Source organism: Marinobacter sp. C2H3 (assembly GCF_037080155.1).
Lineage (GTDB): Bacteria > Pseudomonadota > Gammaproteobacteria > Pseudomonadales > Oleiphilaceae > Marinobacter.
This window is the reverse complement of the sequence record NZ_JBBBNZ010000003.1, coordinates 246,905-265,420: the sequence shown is the minus strand read 5'-3', so window position 1 is coordinate 265,420 and position 18,516 is coordinate 246,905. Positions and strand designations below refer to the sequence as shown.

Here is an 18,516-nt window from a genome sequence, read left to right as displayed (position 1 = left end):
TCCTGTTCGCATCGGCGCGCGCGGAGTCACTTCCAGTCACGCTGTCGATAATGATTCGAGTATCTCGAATATTATGCGAAACCGAAAAAGGTTCGTAAAGGAAAAATAGGAAAAAAAGCGAAAAATTGACGGCGCATCACAATTACCGGTGCCGGCAAGCAAAACCAGGGCGGTCAGATGATCGGTGCGTGCGCGGTTTTGGTGCGAAAACGCGCCTAGACGATGTGCAGGTCTACGCTGTGTTCGTCGAGCAGGTGGCGGATTTCCGCCGGCGGTTCACGATCCGTAAACACGTGGTTGGCCTGGGTGATGTTGCCAAGGCGGACCATGGCGCTGCGGCCGAACTTGCTGTGGTCGGCGGCCAGCAGAACCTGGTTGGAGTTGGCAATGATGGCCTGGGCCACACGGACCTCTCGGTAGTCAAAATCGAGCAGGGAGCCATCGTTGTGGATGCCGCTGATGCCGATGATGCCGAAGTCCATTTTAAACTGGTTGATGAAATCCCGGGTGGCCTCGCCGACGATGCCGCCGTCCCGGTTCCGTACCTCGCCACCGGCGATGATGATGTGGAAGTCCTCCCGGGCGGAAAGGATGGACGCCACGTGCAGGTTGTTGGTGACCACCTGCAGGTTGTTCTTCTCCAGCAGGGCTTTGGCGATGGTTTCGGTGGTGGTACCGATGTTGATGAACATGGAGGAATTGTCCGGAATCATCCGCACCAGGGCTTCGGCGATCCGCTCCTTGGCGTCCAGGTCCATGATCTTTCGGGCCTGGTAGGCGGTGTTGACGGTGCTGGAATCAATGCCCGCGCCGCCGTGGTGTCGCCGCAGTTTCTTCTGCTTGGCCAGGTCGTTCAGGTCCCGCCGGATGGTTTGAGGCGTGACTTTGAACTGGTCCACCAACTGCTCGGTGGTCACAAAGCCATTCTGCTGAATGAGCTCCATGATCAGATCCTGTCGTCGACGTTGTGCCATAGTCTTCCCCTGGTGTTCGTGTTCCGCCCCGGTCCACGTGTGCCTGTTGTTGTTCAATCCCGAACGGCGGTAAGGAGGTCTGCAAGGAGTTTACTGATTTTCAGGGGGTTGTGCAGCTATTGGTGGTCGACGGGTGACAAAGGTGTGCGTTTGCGGTCAAAATACCTTGGAAAATTTTTTCAAAAACGTAAAAATACGAACAAATAAGAAATTTCCGAGGCAATGACCATGAGCCAGTACCTGCTTTCCATTGACCAGGGCACCACCAGTTCCCGGGCCATTCTGTTTGATCTCCAGGGCCAGCCCCACGCCGTTCGCCAGCAGGAATTTCCCCAGCAGTTTCCCGCATCCGGCTGGGTCGAGCACGATCCGGAGGAGATCTGGAACTCTGTGCGCCGCACCATCGATTCGGTGGTGGCGGAGGAAACCACCGCGGCGGACGAGATTGTCGCGGTGGGGATCACCAACCAGCGGGAAACGACCGTGGTGTGGGATCGCGCCACCGGCAAACCGATCTACAACGCCATTGTCTGGCAGGATCGCCGAACGGCGGCCTTCTGTGAGTCCCTGAAGGCGCGTGATCTTGAGGCGGATGTCAACGCCCGCACCGGCCTGCTGATTGATCCTTACTTTTCCGCCACCAAGGTCCGCTGGATCCTCGACCACGTGGACGGCGCCCAGGCGCGGGCGGAGCGGGGAGAACTGGCCTTTGGCACCATCGACAGCTTCCTGCTGTGGCGGCTCACCGGCGGCAAGGTCCATCGCACCGACGCCACCAACGCCAGCCGTACGCTGCTCTTCAATATCCATACCCAGGACTGGGACGACGAGTTGCTGAAGCTGTTCGACGTGCCCCGGGCCCTGTTGCCGGAGGTGCTCGATTCCGCCGATGATTTTGGCGTGGTCTCCGAAGGTGGTGCCCTCAACGGCGCTCGAGTGCTGGGCATGGCCGGCGACCAGCAGGCCGCTCTGTTCGGCCAGACCTGTTTCGAAAGCGGCATGGCCAAAAGCACCTACGGCACCGGCTGCTTCCTGATGTTGAACACCGGCGACCAGGCGCTGGCCTCCCAGCACCGGCTGCTGACTACGGTGGCCTACCGGGTAAACGGCAAGCCAACCTATGCCCTCGAGGGCAGTATTTTTATTGCCGGCGCCACCATCCAATGGCTGCGGGATGGCCTGCGGCTGATTCGCGACGCCTGCGAAACCGAGCCCATGGCGGAGGGAACGCCGGTGGATCACGGGGTCTATCTGGTGCCCGCGTTTACCGGCCTCGGCGCGCCTTACTGGGACCCGAACGCCCGGGGCGCCATTTTTGGGCTGACCCGGGACACCGGCATCAAGGAAATTGTTACCGCCGGCCTGCAGTCGGTGTGCTACCAGACCAAGGATCTTCAAAAGGCCATGGAAAAGGACGGCCTGCGACCGGTCAACCTGCGGGTGGACGGTGGCATGGTGGCCAACAACTGGGTGTTGCAGTTCCTCGCTGACATCCTGGGGGCGCGGGTAGACCGGCCCTCCCTGGTGGAAACGACGGCCCTGGGCGCCGCCTATCTGGCGGGGCTGAAGGCCGGGGTCTATTCCTCCCTGGACGAATTGGCGTCACTCTGGCGCTGTGACCGCACCTTTGAGCCGGCCATGACCAAGGCCAAGCGGGATGAGCTGTACGACGGCTGGATTGCGGCGGTCAACCGACTGTAATCCCGCCGTCGTCACACTGTCTGTCGGCGTCATCCCGGACGCAAGGCGGGGCGTCAGCGAACGCCCAGCTCCCGCAGGCGCTTGTACAGGGTGTTTCGGCTGATGTTCAGTTCCCGGGCGGTGCGGGAAATGTTGCCCTCGTGTTTCTGGTACACCCGCAGCGTATCCGGCACCGGGGTCTTGCCGTGGCTCCGCTCCGGTGCGGCCCGCTGGGTGCGTGACGGGTCCGGAGCGGAGATCGGTTTCGGGGTAACGCGGGTGTCATCCGGCCCCTTCTGGGCGGTGATGTGCCCGGCGTCATGGGTGTCCCGGCCGCCGAGGTTTGTCGTCCCTCCCAGGCTTTCCAGAAAGTCCGCCGGCAGGTGCCAGGGTGCGAGGGTGTCTCCGTCGGCGATGGCGATGGCCACGCGAAGCACGTTCACCAGCTGCCGGATGTTACCGGGCCAGGGGTGTTGCTCCAGGGTGTTCAGCACTTCCGGCGCCAGGGTGTCCGGCTGGGTGTCGTCCCGGTAGGTGCGGTACAGGTGTTCGATAAGCTCCCGCCGATCGGTGCGCTCGCGCAAGGCGGGCAGCGCCACGGACAGGCCGTTAATGCGGTAATAGAGATCGGCACGGAACTGGCCGTCGCGAATCCGATCATTCAGGGATCGGTTGGTGGCAGTCACTAGCAGCAGGTCCACCGGCACGCTGTCGGTGCCGCCCACCGGCGTCACCTCCCGCTCCTGCAGCACCCTCAGCAACCGGGCCTGGGCTGCCAGCGGCATTTCGCCGATCTCATCCAGGAACAGCAGGCCAGTATGGGCCTTGCGGATGTAGCCGAGGGACCCCTGCGCCCGGGCGCCGGTAAACGCGCCCGGTTCGTACCCGAACAACTCGGATTCCACGAGTTCCGGCGGAATGGCCGCACAGTTCACCGACACCAGGGGCTTGTCCCGGCGGGCGCTGCCCTGATGCAGCGCTTTCACCAACACTTCTTTTCCCACTCCGGTCTCCCCGGTGATCAGCACCGGCACGCCCCGGGCCAGCACCTTGCGGGCCTGGTCCGCGCAGCGGCGCACACTGGCGTCGCCGTATTCAATCTGCTCCAGCCCCGGAGTGCCCGGGCCGTCCGTGGCCGCCGTGTCCGGGGGGGCGCCCGTACGCTGGGCCGCCGGCGGGCGACGCAGCCGGGCGCTCAGACGCACCTTGTCCCGGGTGACCAACTGAAACGGCGTGCGTTCGGGGTAATCCAGAATGTCGTCGCTCCGGGTTCGGAACAGGTCACTCAGGGCCCGGTTGGCGGTGGTCGTGCCCAGTAACTGATCTGCCCGCTGGTTGCTGGCGATCACCTGCCCCCCCCGATTGCACACGAGGATGCCGGACCAGGGGCTGTCGAAATTGTCGGCGTTGGAACTCAGCGTGATTTGCGGATGGCTGCCGCCAAACTGCTTCATGATCAGGCGGTTTTCCACCGACAGAGAGAGCAGGCGGACCATGCCCAGGGTGTGGGCCTGGGGCAGGTAGGCGTCGCTGAATACGCTGAGTACTCCCGCTAACTCCCGATTGGCACGGAAAATCGGCGCCGCGGACCCGATCAGGGTTCGGTTCAGACGAAGAAAATGTTCGTTTCGCTGCACCTGGATGGGTTCGCCCACGGCAATGGCGGTGCCAATGGCGTTGGTGCCACAGGCTTCCTCCCGCCAGCTGATGCCAGGCTGGAAGCGGTGCCGCAGGCGGATGTCGGTAATCCGCTCATCGCCCCAGCTGCACAGGATGGTGGCGTTCGGGTCCGCCAGAAGGATCAGGCAGCGGCTGTTCGACAGCACGTTCCGATAGTAGGGCAGCACCTCCGCTTCGGTGGCGGATCGCAGTTCCTCCAGCGTCGCGTCATCCGTCAGTGGCAGCGGGGTATCCACGGGCTCCTGGTCGTGATTCAGGCCCCAGGCGACGCAGCGGTTCCAGGAGGCTTCAATCCAGTGTCGGTAGTCGGTGGCGGCGGTTCGTTTCATGGCGGGTAGGTTCGCTTTGTCGGGTCCGCTTGTTCGTTTTACGGCGAAAGGCCCTGGTGTCTTAGCATTCTGACCGGGGGAATGCACGGAAAACTGTTCAATATTGGACAGTTCAACTGTTCAATGAGCTGTTCAGATTACACAAAACAGTGTTAAACGAAAACCATGATTTTCGGTTAGGAACATGCTGCCCTGACGTAAATTGCTAGCGTTTCCAATTAGATACGGGTTTATACCTAGGCTTTGTGAAAAAATGGTACGGCGTTTGCGTTACAGTGCTTCGAAATCGAATTTCCGGGCGCGCCACGGTCGCCCGGCCCGTTTTCACAACAACAAAAAGGTAAGCCTATGTCCCTAACACTGGAGAATGTCTCCCGTGAGGTCGACGGCGTCGATTACATCCGAGACGCCAATCTCACCTTTGAAGCCGGTTCGTTCAACGTATTGCTGGGCCGGACGCTGGCGGGAAAGACCTCACTGATGCGTCTGATGGCGGGTCTGGACAAGCCCACGGCCGGGCGCCTGCTTTATAACGGTCAGGACGTGACCGGCCAGCCGGTTCAGCAGCGCAACATCTCGATGATCTATCAGCAGTTCATCAACTACCCGAACCTCACGGTGTACGAGAACATCGCCTCGCCCCTGCGCCTGGCCAAGATGGCCGACAGCGAGATCGACCGGCGGGTGCGGGAAACTGCGTCCATGCTGCAGATCGAGCCGCTGCTCAAGCGCTACCCGCTGGAGCTGTCCGGTGGTCAGCAGCAGCGCACCGCCATGGCGAGGGCACTGGTCAAGGACGCCACCCTGATCCTGTTCGACGAGCCTCTGGTCAACCTCGATTACAAGCTGCGGGAAGAGCTGCGGGCGGAACTGCGGGCGCTGTTCCGGGAACGCCAGTGCATCGCCGTGTACGCCACCACCGAGGCTAACGAGGCCCTGGCCCTGGGTGGCACCACCACCCTCCTGCACGAAGGGCAGGTGGTGCAGACCGGTCCGGTGATGGATGTGTACCGGGCACCGGTCAGTACGCTGGCGGCGGAACTGTTCAGCGAGCCGCCCATGAACATGATCCGGGGCCGGGTGACCGACACCGAAGTCACCTTCGACGAGTACTCCCACCACGCGCTCACCCGCGAGCTGGCCCAGCTGGCCCCGGGCGACTACTGGTTTGGTATCCGCCCGAGCCACATCGGCCTGGTGCCGGCCCACAACGACGATTTCGAGATGTCCATGGAGGTGGCCCTGAGCGACATCAGCGGCTCGGAAACCTTCATGCACGTGCAGAACCGACATTTTGAGATGGTGCTCCAGCTGATGGGCGTACACCAGTATCACACCGGCGCGCCCATCAAGGTGTACCTGCCGGTGGACAAACTGTTCGTGTTTGACCAGAGCGGTTCGCTCGTTCACACCCCGTCCCAGACGCGTTCAGGAGGACTCTGATGGCTGAAATCACACTCAAGTCCCTGGCCCACAGTTACAGCGATACGCCCGAGGGCCCGGACGACTACGCTATTCGCCAGCTCGACCATGTCTGGGAGAAGGGTGGCGCCTATGCGCTGCTGGGGCCTTCCGGCTGTGGCAAGAGCACCATGCTCAACATCATTTCGGGGCTGCTGCAACCGTCTGAAGGCGACATTCTGTTTGACGGCAAGCGGGTGAACGAGCTCTCGCCCCGGGACCGCAACATCGCCCAGGTGTTTCAGTTCCCGGTGATCTACGACTCCATGACGGTGTACGACAACCTGGCGTTCCCCCTCAAGAACAGCAAGGTCCCGGCCTCCAAGATCAAGGCCCGGGTGCACGAGATCGCCGAAGTGCTGGAGATCGGAGACAAACTCTACAAAAAGGCCCGCAACCTGACCGCGGACGAAAAACAGAAGGTTTCCATGGGCCGTGGCCTGGTTCGGGAGGATGTCTCCGCCATCCTGTTTGACGAGCCGCTGACGGTGATCGACCCGCAGCTGAAGTGGAAGCTGCGGCGCAAGCTCAAGCAGATTCACGAGCAGTTCGACATCACCATGGTGTACGTCACCCACGACCAGCTCGAGGCCTCCACGTTCGCGGACAAGATTGCGGTGATGTACGGCGGCCAGATTGTCCAGTTCGGCACGCCGACCGAACTGTTCGAGCGGCCCAACCACACCTTCGTGGGCTTCTTCATCGGCAGTCCCGGCATGAACCTGATCGAGGTGCAGCGCTGCCCCCGTGGCGTCTGCTTCGGCGGCACCGTGGTGCCCCTGGAACCCTGGCAGGTGGACGTGCTGCAACGGACCAAGTCCAGCAACCTGAAAATCGGCATCCGGCCGGAGTTCATCCAGGTGTCCGAGATGGCTACTGAGGAGACCTTCGAGGCCGAAGTGCTCGATGTGGAGGACCTGGGAACCTACAAGATCGTCACCGTGCGGCTGGACCAGGAAACCCTGAAAGTCCGGCAGAACGAGGACTTCGAGGCCGCGGTGGGCAGCCGTATCCACCTGACGTTCCCGCAGCCGTGGCTGATGCTGTACGTCGACGAATTCCTGGTAGAGGAGCAGTCATAATGGGCAAGATCCAGAACAACCGTGCCTGGTGGCTGGTGCTGCCGGTGTTCATTCTCGTCGCGTTCTCGGCGCTGGTGCCGCTGATGACCGTGGTGAACTATTCGGTACAGGACATTTTCGGTCCGGGCCAGGCTTACTACGTGGGCACCGAATGGTTCACCTCCGTGCTGCATAACGAGCAACTGCAGGAATCGCTGGTTCGCCAGTTCCTGTTCTCCGGCGCCGTGCTGCTGATCGAAATTCCCCTCGGTATCGGTGTCGCCCTGATGATGCCCAAAACCGGGGTCAAGGCGTCCTTGTGCCTGATCCTGCTGGCCCTGCCGCTGCTGATTCCCTGGAACGTGGTGGGCACCATCTGGCAGATCTTTGGCCGGAGCGACATTGGCCTGTTTGGTTGGGGCCTCAACGCCCTGGGGCTGGACTACAACTATACCGCTGACACCGTGGACGCCTGGCTGACCGTGCTGCTGATGGACGTCTGGCACTGGACGCCGCTGGTGGCCCTGCTGTGCTATTCCGGCCTGAGGGCGATTCCAGAGGCGTTCTACCAGGCCGCCGAGATTGACCGGGCCTCCAAGTGGGCGGTGTTCCGCTACATCCAGCTGCCGCGCCTCAAGAACGTGCTGATCATCGCCTTCCTGCTGCGGTTCATGGACAGCTTTATGATCTACACCGAGCCCTTCGTGCTCACCGGCGGTGGCCCGGGCAGTTCCACCACCTTCCTGAGCCAGACCCTGACCACCATGGCCATCGGTCAGTTCGACCTGGGCCGCGCGGCCGCCTTTTCGATCATCTACTTCCTGATCGTACTGCTGGTGTCCTGGCTGTTCTTCACCGCCATCACCCAAGCGGACAAAGAAAAATAAGGAGAAAGTCATGCAACAGACCCGATCCAAGAACCTGGGCATTGCAGCGTTTATTCTGCTGCTGCTGACGCCGGTGTACTGGCTGCTGAATATGTCGTTCAAGACCAACGAGGAAATCCTCAGCGGCCTGACCTTCTTTCCGCAGCAGTTCACCCTGCACAACTACGCGGTGATCTTCACGGACCCGAGCTGGTACAACGGCTACATCAACTCGATGATGTACGTGTCCATGAACGTGATCATCACCCTGCTGGTGGCGCTGCCGGCGGCCTACGCCTTCAGTCGCTACAAGTTTCTGGGGGACAAGCACCTGTTCTTCTGGCTGCTGAGCAACCGGATGGCACCGCCAGCGGTCTTCCTGCTGCCGTTCTTTCAGCTGTACTCCTCCGTGGGCCTGTTTGATACCCACATTGCGGTGGCGCTGGCGCACTGCCTGTTCAACGTGCCGCTGGCGGTGTGGATCCTGGAGGGCTTCATGTCCGGGGTGCCCCGGGAGTACGACGAAATGGCCTACATCGATGGCTACAGCTTTCCGAAGTTCTTCGTGAAGATCTTCATCCCGATGATTCGCTCCGGTATTGGCGTGACGGCGTTCTTTGCCTTCATGTTTTCCTGGGTGGAACTGCTGCTGGCCCGAACGCTCACTTCGGTGGACGCTCAGCCTATCGGCGCCATCATGACCCGCACCGTCGGTGCCAGCGGTATCGACTGGGGCGTGCTGGCGGCAGCCGGTTCGCTGACCATCGTGCCGGGTATCCTGGTGATCTGGTTCGTACGCCATCACGTGGCCACCGGCTTCGCGCTGGGCCGGGTCTAATCGAAGAGGAGACAAGACATGCTCGCGTGGATGAACTGGACGCCCAGCGTCGCCATCTTCTTTTCCGTAATTGCTGCCATACTGGTGATGATGACCGTTTTCGAAATTGTCTCACCGTGCGTGGAACGCAAAGGCTTCCTGCCCATTGCCACCACCCGGGGAGACCGGTTGTTCATCGGCCTGCTCTCGGCCGCCTATATTCACCTGGCCTTCCTCGGCTTCACCACCGTCACCCTCTGGGTGGCCCTGGTGGTGTCGGTGATCTGGCTGCTGGTGTTGCTGCGCTGGGGCTGATAGTGAGAATGAATGTTCGTTATAGATTGTTAGCGAACATTCGCTCCAAAAATTTTTCTTAAAACGGTTGTCATAATTTCGAAAACGAACTATTTTTAAGACTGGGATCGGAAACGATCACCTTCGTTCTCCGGTCAGGAAAGAATAGCGGCTTGGAACGCTATGCACAGGAGGCGAACCGGCACCGGAACGCCTCATCAACAAAAACAGAAACGAGGTTGGATATGTTCAACAACAATAACTATCCGAAGTCTCTGTTGCTCAGCGCCGCCGTTGGCGTCGCAGCGATGGGACTGAGCCTGCAGGTCAGCGCGGACCAGTACACGGACGCAGCTGAGAAGTGGGTGAACCAGGCTTTCAAACGTTCCACGCTCTCCAAAGAAGAGCAGCTCAAAGAAATGAAGTGGTTCGCGAAGGCCGCCGAGCCGTTCCGCGGCATGGAAATCAACGTGGTGTCGGAGACCCTGGCCACTCATGAATACGAGTCCAAGGTTCTGGCCAAGGCCTTCTCAGAGATTACCGGCATCAAGCTGACGCACACCCTGATCCAGGAAGGGGACGTCATCGAGAAGCTGCAGACCCAGATGCAGTCCGGCCGTAACATCTACGACGGCTGGGTCAACGATTCCGACCTGATCGGCACGCACTTCCGCTACGGTAAGGTCGTCCCGGTCGAGGACATGATGAAAGGCGACGGCAAGGACTTCACCCTGCCAACCCTGGACCTCAACGACTTCATCGGCCTGGCCTTCACCACCGGCCCTGACGGCAAGCTGTACCAGCTGCCGGATCAACAGTTTGCCAACCTCTACTGGTTCCGCGCCGACTGGTTCGAGCGCCCGGACCTGAAGAAAAAGTTCAAGGAAATCTATGGCTACGACCTGGGCGTGCCCGTCAACTGGTCTGCCTATGAGGACATCGCCGAGTTCTTCACCGATAAGGTCAAGACCATCGATGGCGAGCGCGTTTATGGTCACATGGACTACGGCAAGAAAGACCCGTCCCTCGGCTGGCGCTTCACGGACGCCTGGTTCTCCATGGCCGGTGCCGGCGACAAGGGCCTGCCCAACGGCCTGCCCGTGGACGAGTGGGGTATCCGCGTTGAGGATTGCCATCCGGTTGGCTCCAGTGTTTCCCGCGGCGGTGCCACCAACGGGCCTGCGGCGGTCTACGCTACCCAGAAATACGTTGACTGGCTGAAGAAGTACGCGCCGCCCGAGGCGGCCGGCATGACCTTCTCCGAGGCCGGTCCTGTCCCTGCCCAAGGTAACGTGGCCCAGCAAATTTTCTGGTACACCGCCTTCACCGCCAGCATGATCAAGGATGGTCTGCCGGTTGTAAACGAGGACGGTTCACCCAAGTGGCGGATGGCCCCGTCGCCCCACGGTCCCTACTGGGAAAAGGGCATGAAGCTGGGTTATCAGGACGTGGGTTCCTGGACCTTCCTGAAGTCCACCCCGGAGAAGCGTCGTCTGGCGGCCTGGCTCTACGCCCAGTTCACCGTCTCCAAGACCGTGTCCCTGGAGAAGACCATCGCGGGCCTGACCCCGATCCGCAAGTCTGACATCAACTCTGACGTCATGACCGAAATGGCGCCGAAGCTCGGTGGCCTGGTGGAGTTCTACCGCAGCCCGGACCGCAACCGCTGGACCCCGACGGGCACCAACGTGCCGGATTACCCGAAGCTGGCTCAGCTGTGGTGGCAGTACGTTTCCCAGGCTGCCAGTGGCGAAGCCACCCCGCAGAAGGCCCTGGACGGACTGGCCGACGCGCAGGATCGCGTGATGCAGCGCCTGGAGCGTGCCAACGTGCAGCCGACCTGCGGCGTGAAGCTGAACGAACCGCGTGACCCGCAGTACTGGCTGGATCAGCCGGGCGCACCGAAGCCCAAGCTGTCCAACGAGAAGCCGCAGGGTCAGACCATTCCCTACGATGAGTTGCTGAAACAGTGGGCCGACGCTCGTCAGAGCTAAGCCCCTAACCGAGCATTGCCTGTCGCGTAACGGACCCTCGGGGCGCGGCAGGCAGTGCACCGTTGTCACGGTGGGTTTTGGCCGGTTTGCTTGACTAGTCCCCCCTTTCAGAGCATCTCAGGATGTCGCACCTTCGCGGCTTCCACCGGCCCTTTTTCCACCCGTTTTCAAAGCCCTTGACGCAGGGCTCAGGGGTGCAACCTATGAAACGGACCTCTGTTATCCATCGCTTGTATGCCGGATTTGGCATTCTGTGTCTGATTATTTTCGGATGGGGATTGTTCAACCTCTCCGTCCTGTCGTCTTTCTCCCGAACCAACAGTGAACTGACCGACCGTGTGTTCCCGCTGGACCAGCAGGTCCGGGACGTGGAAGCCCGGCGCGCGGAGTTGGACAAACAGGTGCTCGCCCTCGCTGGGGCAGACACCATCGACGCGCTCAATCAGCGCCTCGCCAGCGCGGACAGCCAGCGCAAGCCGCTGATCGACGCGATCCGCCAGCTGTCCAATGTCGTCGGCGGCACGGATACGAGTAACCCCGCGGCGGCGCTGGTGGCCCAGGCGGAACAGTTGGAAGGCCGGCTGTCGGCCATGGCCGAGGCGAAACGAACCGCGCTTCGCTCGTCGGCGACCGTCGATAACAAGCTCGGCGGCTTTCTGGTCAACAACGCGGACATCAAACGGTTGCTGATTCGGGAGGGCACCGAACCGGCGGGCAACGACATCTACATCCGGGACCTGTTCACCACGGTGATGGACAACCTGACCAGCATCGAGCTGCTGATCATGCAGCTGGTGAGTACGGAAGATACCGAAAAGCTGACCAAGATCGTTGACGACCTTCGTTTTGCCACCAAGACCTGGGTGCAGGACGTTCAGGCCCTGGTGGACGAAATCCCCCGGCTCGAAACGCTGCCGGCCCTGGTCCAGAACTTCAACGACGCGGTGAACAATGACGACGGCGTCATCGCCGAATACTTCCAGTACCGACAGGGCCGCCAGGCCGCTGCCGCCGAGGTCAAGCAGTCCGAGGCGCTGTTGTCGTCCATGGCGGACACCCTGGATGGCCTGTCCCGTTCCGTAGGCGATCAGGCCCAGGGCGCGGTGAACCGGCTCGACGAGAGCACCGTGCGGGCGGAACGCATCATCTACATCCTGCTGCCCCTGGTGTTGCTGTTGTCGCTGGTGACGTCCGTCCTGCTGGGCCGCATGATCAGCCGGCCACTCAAGGCGACGCTGGCACACCTCACGGCCATGGCCAACGGCGACTACCGGGAGCGGCTGACGATCGCGGCGTCGGGGGAGTTCCAGGACCTGAAGCAATCCGTCAACCAGCTGGCCGACGCCATGGCCAAGGTGTTGGCGCAGTTGCAGCAGGCCGGCCGGGATCTTTCGGACATCGCCAGCGAAAACACGGAGTTCTCCCAGCGGTTTACCGACCGCATTCGGCAGCAGTCCGAAGAGCTGGACGGCATTGCCAGCGCCATGACGGAGATGGAGTCCAGCGCCCGGGAAGTGGCCGGATCCGTCCGCCACACCCATCAACTGGTGGCCTCGGTGAACGACCAGACCGCCCGCAACCTGGACGATGCGGACCGCGGCCGTGAAAGCGTCGACGAGCTGGAGCAGCAGTCCCAGCGCACCTCCGCCAAGCTGGCAACGCTCCGGGATGCGTCCCTGGATATTGGCCGCATCACCCAGGCCATCGACGACATTGCGAACCAGACCAACCTGCTGGCCCTGAACGCCGCTATTGAATCGGCCCGCGCTGGTGAGGCAGGCCGGGGCTTTGCGGTCGTCGCGGATGAAGTGCGGACCCTGGCCCAGAAGACCACCCAGAGCACCGATCTGATCCGGGATCTGGCAGGCCGCCTGCAGGCCGAGGCGGAAGAAGCCGTCGCGTTCATGGATCAGGGGCTGGAACGCCTGTCTTCGGTGAAGGCCGTGATTGTGGCCGTGTCCGACGGTGCCGGGCAGGTGCAGACCGCGGCCCGTGACATTCACCAGGGCGCCGAACAGATTCGCGCCGGCATGGATGAGCAGGAGCAGGTCAGCCAGTCGGTGGCCCGGCAAGTCTCCGACATCAGCGTGGCCGCTGGCCACACCCGGGACGAAATCGGCCGGCTCGTGCGCACGGGCGAGCGCCTGAAACAGTCGGTCAACAACATCGAGTCGCTGGTGTCGTCGTTCCGGACCTGAGGAACAGGCCGGCAGCACCGCGACTGCAGGAGGCGAAGCCCTCTCGGGCTTGCCAAGGACATCAGGGTGAGAGGATCTCACCTTTTTTTCGGCTAGGGATGTTCGTTTTAGAAAATAATTCGCGCCTTAAACGTTCGGTTGCAATCAAATGCACCGGCATGGGGCGCAAGGGTCACGGATATGGAACAGATTGATGAGATCAAGGCTCGGGAAATCCTCGATTCCCGGGGATTTCCCACGGTGGAAGTGGAAGTGCGCCTGCGCAATCGGGTCCGCGGTATTGGGCGGGTGCCGTCCGGCGCGTCCACCGGCAGCCGGGAAGCGCTGGAAAAGCGCGACGGCGATCCCGCCCGCTATCAGGGCAAGGGCGTGCTGGGGGCCGTCGAGGCGGTGAACCGCCGGATCGCGCCGGCCCTGGCCGGCGCCAGCGTGCTGGACCAGAAAGTGAACGACCGCCTTCTATGCGAGCTGGATGGCACCCCGAACAAATCGGAGCTCGGGGCCAACGCCATCCTGGCGGTGTCCCTGGCCATGGCCAACGCGGGCGCCAACTACCGGCAGCAGCCCTTGTTCCGGCACCTGGCGGAACTGTACGGCTACGCCGAACCCTGCGTGATGCCGGTGCCGATGATGAACATCATCAACGGGGGCGCCCACGCCGACAATACGGTGGATCTTCAGGAGTTCATGATTCAGCCGGTAGGCGCCTCCAGCTACGCCGACGCCCTGCGCATGGGGGCGGAGACCTTCCACGCCCTCCGCTCTCTGTTGCGCAAAGGACGGCTGTCCACCGCCGTGGGCGACGAAGGCGGTTTTGCGCCCAACCTGCGTTCCAGCGAAGAGGCGCTGGATCTGATTCTGGCCGCCGTGGAAAAGGCCGGCTACCGGCCGGGCACCGACGTTGTGCTGGCCCTGGACTGCGCCGCCTCCGAGTTTTTCCGGGACGGTCGCTACCACCTTGAGGGTGCGGGCAAGACCTTTGATTCCGAGGGCTTTGCGGATTACCTGATGTCCCTGGCCATGCAGTACCCGATTGCCTCCATTGAAGACGGCATGGATGAAAATGACTGGTCCGGCTGGCGCCTGCTGACGGAGCGCCTGGGGGAACGGGTCCAACTGGTCGGTGACGATCTGTTTGTGACCAATACCTCGCTCATCGCCGAGGGTATCCGCCGGGAGGTGGGCAATTCGGTGCTCATCAAGCTCAACCAGATCGGCACCCTCTCGGAAACCCTCGAAGCCATTGGCATGGCCCAGGACGCCGGCTACACCGCGGTGATTTCCCACCGCAGCGGCGAGACCGAAGACACCTTCATCGCCGACCTGGCGGTGGCCACCCGGGCCGGCCAGATCAAGACCGGTTCCCTCAGCCGGTCTGACCGCATTGCCAAATACAACCGACTTCTGCGCATCGAAGAGGACCTCGGCGCCCGGGCCTTCTACCCGGGCCCGGGAGCCATCCGCTGCGCCCTGGATACCTGATTTGACTCGTTGAGGAGACGCGCCATGACACGACAACCGGTGTTGATTGGAAACTGGAAAATGAACGGCAGCCTGCAGTCCAACCAGGCCCTGCTGGTGCGCATGCTGCCGCGCCTGCGGCCGTTCCGGGACGGCATTGAACTGGCGTTCTGCCCGCCTGCGCCTTACCTGTTTCAGGTGCGGGACCTGCTGGGCTATACCGGCATCAAGCTGGGGGCGCAAACCGTGTCGCCCTTCGTCAGCGGTGCCTACACCGGCGACGTCAGCGCCACCATGCTGCAGGAGCTGGGCTGCCGCTACGCGCTGGTCGGCCATTCCGAGCGTCGGGTGCTGTTTGGCGAGACCAACGAGACCGTGGCCGCCCGCTTCCAGGCGCTGCTGAACGTGGGTCTGACGCCGGTGTTGTGCATCGGCGAAACCGAGCAGGAACGGGACGCGGGCCAGACCCTGGCGGTCCTGCAGCAGCAGTTGCAGGCGGTGATCGACCAGGTCGGCGTGGCCTTCCTCACCCGGGGTGTTATTGCCTATGAACCGGTCTGGGCGATCGGCACCGGCAAGACCGCGACCCTCGAGCAAATTGCCGAGGTGCACCAGGCCATTCGCGCTTTCGTCAATAGTCAGCCCGGCGGTGCCGAGCAGGGCGATCGGCTGATCCTGCTGTACGGCGGCAGCGTGAAAGCCGACAACGCCGGCGCCATCTTCGGCCTGCCGGACGTGGACGGCGGGCTGATTGGCAGCGCCTCCCTGAACGCCGACGCCTTTGCGGCGATTGCCGGTGCCCTTGCCGACGCCAAAGGCATTACCCCGGGCCAGGCCGATGTGGAACGCGAGGTGGAATCATGACCACGTTGACGGTCCCGGACCGGTCACCCCCCGTTGCCCGTTTCCGTTTTCCGGACCGGGGCAGCGTGCCCGAGGTCTTTCTCCACCACTATGGCGCCGGCTCGGCCTCGATCCGGCATGTGCTGATCGACGGTGAGCTGCTGCCCTGGGCCGGCCGCTACGCGGATGTGATCAGCGCGATCCGGGTGCACGAACGCCCGGACGGGCCGCCGGAGCCGTTGTGCCTGGGGCAAGCACCCATGATGGACGCCGCCAGCGCGTTACGGGCCCTGGCCGCCGCCAAGCTGGCCTACGGCGGGGGCACCGGGCTGTGGCCCAGCCTGTCGATCGCGGAGCGCATTGACCACGTCGAACGATTCCTCAGCGCCATGCGGGAACAGCGGGACGAGGTGGTGGACCTGCTGATGTGGGAAATTGGTAAAACCCTGGCCGACGCCGGCAAGGAGTTCGACCGCACCTGCGATTACATTGTGGACACCGTGCACGCGCTCAAGGAACTGGACCGGCGTTCGTCCCGGTTCGAGGTGGTCGGCGGCGTGGTGGCCCAGACCCGGCGCCTGCCGGTCGGCGTGGCGCTGTGTATGGGGCCGTACAACTACCCCTTGAACGAAACGTTCAGCACGCTCATTCCCGCCTTGATCATGGGTAACACGGTGGTGTTCAAGCCGGCAAAGTACGGCGTTCTGATGATCAAGCCGTTGATGGACGCATTCCGGCGATGTTTTCCCCCCGGCGTCATCAACATCGTGTTTGGCAGCGGGCGGGAGATCGCCGGTGCGCTCATGGCCAGTGGTGATGTGGATATGCTGGCGTTTATCGGCACCCATCGGGGCGCCGTTGCGCTCAAGCAGAGGCACCCGCGCCCGCACCGGCTGCGATCGGTGCTCGGGCTGGACGCCAATAACCCCGGCATTGTGCTGCCGGACGCGGATCTGGAACTGGCGGTACGGGAATGCGTCGCCGGCGCGCTGTCGTTCAATGGCCAGCGCTGTACCGCCCTGAAACTGCTGTACGTGCACGAGTCGGTGGCGGAACCCTTTGTCCGCCGCCTGACGGCGGCCGTGGACGCCCTGGTGCCGGGATTGCCCTGGTCCCAGGGGGCGCACCTGACGCCGTTGCCGGAACCCGGCAAGACCCGCTACCTGGCGGACCTGGTCCAGGACGCCCGGGAACGGGGTGCCCGCGTCCTGAACGCCGGCGGCGGTGATATCTACGGCAGCTACTTCCATCCTGCGGTCCGGTATCCGGTTACCCCGGACATGCGGGTTTACGGGGAAGAACAGTTTGGCCCGGTGATCCCGGTGGTGGTGTTCCGTGACGAGCGGGAGGTGATCGAGGCGGTGGGCCGGTCGGACTACGGGCAGCAACTGAGCCTGTTCGGCAATCATCCGGAGACCCTGGGCCGGCTGATCGACCAGCTCGCCGGGCAGGTCGGCCGCATCAACCTGAACACCCAGTGCCAGCGCGGGCCGGATACCCTGCCGTTCAACGGACGCAAGGATTCCGCCGAAGGCACGTTGTCGGTAGCGGACGCCTTGCGGGTATTTTCCATCCGCACCACGGTGGCGACCCGCGCGGTGGAGCGAAACCGGGATCTGGTCAGCGACATTGTGCGGGGGCGGGCGTCACAGATCCTGTCCACCGATTACCTGTTCTGAAGCTGTTCGGTCTGCGTTCCGGCGGGTACACTGAGCGCTCCAAGACCCGCCTGGAGCGCAGTGAGCCCGCCGATGTCCGACCCATCCCCTGAACCGCTGCCTGGGCGGGACGCCAGTGAGGTACCCCTGTCGGTTCAACTGCGGCAGGAGACGGCTCCCGCCCACCGCCGACTGGATCACCAGCCGGTGCTGGCTTGCCTGGTCGGCAACGAGCTGACCCTGGACCGCTACCGGGACAGTCTGTTGGCCCTGGCCCGGGTGTGGGTGCCGCTTGAACGGTGGCTGGATCAGGCGCTGATGGCGAGTCGCGACGACGCCTCTCCGTTTTTCCTCCCCCGACGTCAATCCCTGCTCAGGGATCTGGCGATGTTGGCGGATGGCCATTCCCACTTGCCCGCCGGCCGTTGGATGCCGGTGCCAGACGGGCTGGACGCCGGCTCACCGGCCCACCGGGTGGGCTGCCTGTACGTCCTCTCGGGCGCACAGATGGGCGCGGTTCTGCTGGAACGCTCGGTGGCGGCCGCCTTACCGGATGCACCCCGGCACTTCCTGACGACCCGATTTGAGGACGCGGGCCCACGCTGGCTTCAGTTCCGCCACTTTCTTGACCACCGGTTTCCGCTTGCAAGCGACCAGAGCACCGCAATTGACGCCGCCAACCTGACCTTTGAGGCGTTTTTGTCCGCCCTGGAGCACCCCGCCCGCCCGTCGTCTCTGTGATCTGAAAGCGGCCTCCGGCGTATGTCCTCGGACGATACACAGGGCTGGGTGCCCGGCATCGAGGCGGAATACTCGCGCGCCAGCCGCCATCCATGACCGCCACGGTCGCCGCAACGACCTCCCCGAGAGAGACAGCCATGGGCTCTGACTTCAGTGTTTCCTACACCCTCCAGGAAGGCGTTGCGATGCTTCAACTGCGGGGGCGTTTCGATTTCAGCCAGTACTCCGTGTTCAAGGCGGAACAGGAACGCGTGACCGATCGACAGGACGTCCGGCACATCGTGATGGATTTTGCCGATCTGAACTACCTCGATAGCGCGGCCCTCGGCCTGCTGCTGGTTCTCCAGGAGCGCGCGCGCGAGCGAGACCAGTCCGTCACGATCCGCCACGCCCGGGGCCTGGTCCGGGACATCCTGGACGTTGCGCATTTCGACCGACTGTTCGTTATTGAGGACTGAC

General features: G+C 62.8%; 15 protein-coding genes. 13 read left to right on the top strand and 2 right to left on the bottom strand.

Translation table 11 applies throughout. The features are described 5' to 3' along the window. Positions 1-215: 215 nt before the first annotated feature. The gene (locus V3388_RS10655) at positions 216-974 is read right to left on the bottom strand and encodes a DeoR/GlpR family transcriptional regulator (RefSeq protein WP_336367530.1); all 759 of its coding nucleotides are present in this window, start codon (positions 972-974) and stop codon (positions 216-218) included. 228 nt (positions 975-1,202) lie between these two features. Here V3388_RS10655 and glpK point away from each other — a divergent pair, with 228 nt between their 5' ends. Beyond that, a complete protein-coding gene (gene glpK, locus V3388_RS10650) occupies positions 1,203-2,675 on the top strand; it encodes a glycerol kinase GlpK (RefSeq protein ID WP_336367529.1) in 1,473 nt (490 codons plus the stop codon). Between the two features lie 53 nt (positions 2,676-2,728). Here glpK and V3388_RS10645 read toward each other — a convergent pair whose 3' ends face one another. After that, positions 2,729-4,663 carry a sigma-54-dependent Fis family transcriptional regulator gene (locus tag V3388_RS10645; protein ID WP_336367528.1) on the bottom strand — a complete coding sequence of 645 codons (1,935 nt, stop codon included), beginning with the start codon at positions 4,661-4,663 and terminating at the stop codon, positions 2,729-2,731. 348 nt (positions 4,664-5,011) lie between these two features. Here V3388_RS10645 and V3388_RS10640 point away from each other — a divergent pair, with 348 nt between their 5' ends. The 12 genes from V3388_RS10640 (at position 5,012) to V3388_RS10585 (ending at position 18,515) form a co-directional block, all read left to right on the top strand. Continuing rightward, entirely contained in the window at positions 5,012-6,106 is a 1,095-nt protein-coding gene (locus tag V3388_RS10640; RefSeq protein ID WP_336367527.1) for an ABC transporter ATP-binding protein, read from the top strand. Then, complete coding sequence (locus V3388_RS10635) at positions 6,106-7,206, top strand: ABC transporter ATP-binding protein (RefSeq protein WP_336367526.1); 1,101 nt, start codon at positions 6,106-6,108, stop codon at positions 7,204-7,206. Before V3388_RS10640 ends, V3388_RS10635 begins: the two co-directional genes overlap by 1 nt. Beyond that, a complete protein-coding gene (locus V3388_RS10630) occupies positions 7,206-8,072 on the top strand; it encodes a carbohydrate ABC transporter permease (protein WP_336367525.1) in 867 nt (288 codons plus the stop codon). The genes V3388_RS10635 and V3388_RS10630 overlap by 1 nt, the downstream gene beginning before the upstream one ends. A gap of 10 nt (positions 8,073-8,082) precedes the next feature. Continuing rightward, complete coding sequence (locus tag V3388_RS10625; protein WP_336367524.1) at positions 8,083-8,889, top strand: carbohydrate ABC transporter permease; 807 nt, start codon at positions 8,083-8,085, stop codon at positions 8,887-8,889. An 18-nt stretch (positions 8,890-8,907) separates the two neighbouring features. Then, on the top strand, positions 8,908-9,183 hold the full coding sequence (locus V3388_RS10620; protein WP_336367523.1) for a DUF2160 domain-containing protein: 276 nt from the start codon (positions 8,908-8,910) through the stop codon (positions 9,181-9,183). Between the two features lie 224 nt (positions 9,184-9,407). Then, positions 9,408-11,156, top strand: a complete 1,749-nt coding sequence (locus V3388_RS10615) for an ABC transporter substrate-binding protein (protein WP_336367522.1) — start codon at positions 9,408-9,410, stop codon at positions 11,154-11,156. Positions 11,157-11,434: 278 nt separating this feature from the next. Further along, the gene (locus V3388_RS10610) at positions 11,435-13,354 is read left to right on the top strand and encodes a methyl-accepting chemotaxis protein (RefSeq protein ID WP_336367521.1); all 1,920 of its coding nucleotides are present in this window, start codon (positions 11,435-11,437) and stop codon (positions 13,352-13,354) included. A 180-nt stretch (positions 13,355-13,534) separates the two neighbouring features. Continuing rightward, positions 13,535-14,836, top strand: a complete 1,302-nt coding sequence (eno, locus tag V3388_RS10605; protein WP_336367520.1) for a phosphopyruvate hydratase — start codon at positions 13,535-13,537, stop codon at positions 14,834-14,836. A gap of 24 nt (positions 14,837-14,860) precedes the next feature. Further along, positions 14,861-15,679 carry a triose-phosphate isomerase gene (gene tpiA, locus V3388_RS10600; RefSeq protein ID WP_336367519.1) on the top strand — a complete coding sequence of 273 codons (819 nt, stop codon included), beginning with the start codon at positions 14,861-14,863 and terminating at the stop codon, positions 15,677-15,679. Next, positions 15,676-17,337 carry an NADP-dependent glyceraldehyde-3-phosphate dehydrogenase gene (locus tag V3388_RS10595; protein ID WP_336367518.1) on the top strand — a complete coding sequence of 554 codons (1,662 nt, stop codon included), beginning with the start codon at positions 15,676-15,678 and terminating at the stop codon, positions 17,335-17,337. The genes tpiA and V3388_RS10595 overlap by 4 nt, the downstream gene beginning before the upstream one ends. A 72-nt stretch (positions 17,338-17,409) precedes the next feature. Beyond that, a complete protein-coding gene (locus tag V3388_RS10590; RefSeq protein ID WP_336367517.1) occupies positions 17,410-18,057 on the top strand; it encodes a biliverdin-producing heme oxygenase in 648 nt (215 codons plus the stop codon). A 137-nt stretch (positions 18,058-18,194) separates the two neighbouring features. After that, the gene (locus tag V3388_RS10585) at positions 18,195-18,515 is read left to right on the top strand and encodes an STAS domain-containing protein (RefSeq protein WP_336367516.1); all 321 of its coding nucleotides are present in this window, start codon (positions 18,195-18,197) and stop codon (positions 18,513-18,515) included. Position 18,516: the final 1 nt, after the last annotated feature.

Excerpts from the sequence above, each read along its gene's own strand:
- V3388_RS10655 (WP_336367530.1), bottom strand. The coding sequence starts at position 974 with ATGGCACAACGTCGACGACAGGATCTGATCATGGAGCTCATTCAGCAG.
- glpK (WP_336367529.1), top strand. The coding sequence starts at position 1,203 with ATGAGCCAGTACCTGCTTTCCATTGACCAGGGCACCACCAGTTCCCGG.
- V3388_RS10645 (WP_336367528.1), bottom strand. The coding sequence starts at position 4,663 with ATGAAACGAACCGCCGCCACCGACTACCGACACTGGATTGAAGCCTCC.
- V3388_RS10640 (WP_336367527.1), top strand. The coding sequence starts at position 5,012 with ATGTCCCTAACACTGGAGAATGTCTCCCGTGAGGTCGACGGCGTCGAT.
- V3388_RS10635 (WP_336367526.1), top strand. The coding sequence starts at position 6,106 with ATGGCTGAAATCACACTCAAGTCCCTGGCCCACAGTTACAGCGATACG.
- V3388_RS10630 (WP_336367525.1), top strand. The coding sequence starts at position 7,206 with ATGGGCAAGATCCAGAACAACCGTGCCTGGTGGCTGGTGCTGCCGGTG.
- V3388_RS10625 (WP_336367524.1), top strand. The coding sequence starts at position 8,083 with ATGCAACAGACCCGATCCAAGAACCTGGGCATTGCAGCGTTTATTCTG.
- V3388_RS10620 (WP_336367523.1), top strand. The coding sequence starts at position 8,908 with ATGCTCGCGTGGATGAACTGGACGCCCAGCGTCGCCATCTTCTTTTCC.
- V3388_RS10615 (WP_336367522.1), top strand. The coding sequence starts at position 9,408 with ATGTTCAACAACAATAACTATCCGAAGTCTCTGTTGCTCAGCGCCGCC.
- eno (WP_336367520.1), top strand. The coding sequence starts at position 13,535 with ATGGAACAGATTGATGAGATCAAGGCTCGGGAAATCCTCGATTCCCGG.
- tpiA (WP_336367519.1), top strand. The coding sequence starts at position 14,861 with ATGACACGACAACCGGTGTTGATTGGAAACTGGAAAATGAACGGCAGC.
- V3388_RS10595 (WP_336367518.1), top strand. The coding sequence starts at position 15,676 with ATGACCACGTTGACGGTCCCGGACCGGTCACCCCCCGTTGCCCGTTTC.
- V3388_RS10590 (WP_336367517.1), top strand. The coding sequence starts at position 17,410 with ATGTCCGACCCATCCCCTGAACCGCTGCCTGGGCGGGACGCCAGTGAG.
- V3388_RS10585 (WP_336367516.1), top strand. The coding sequence starts at position 18,195 with ATGGGCTCTGACTTCAGTGTTTCCTACACCCTCCAGGAAGGCGTTGCG.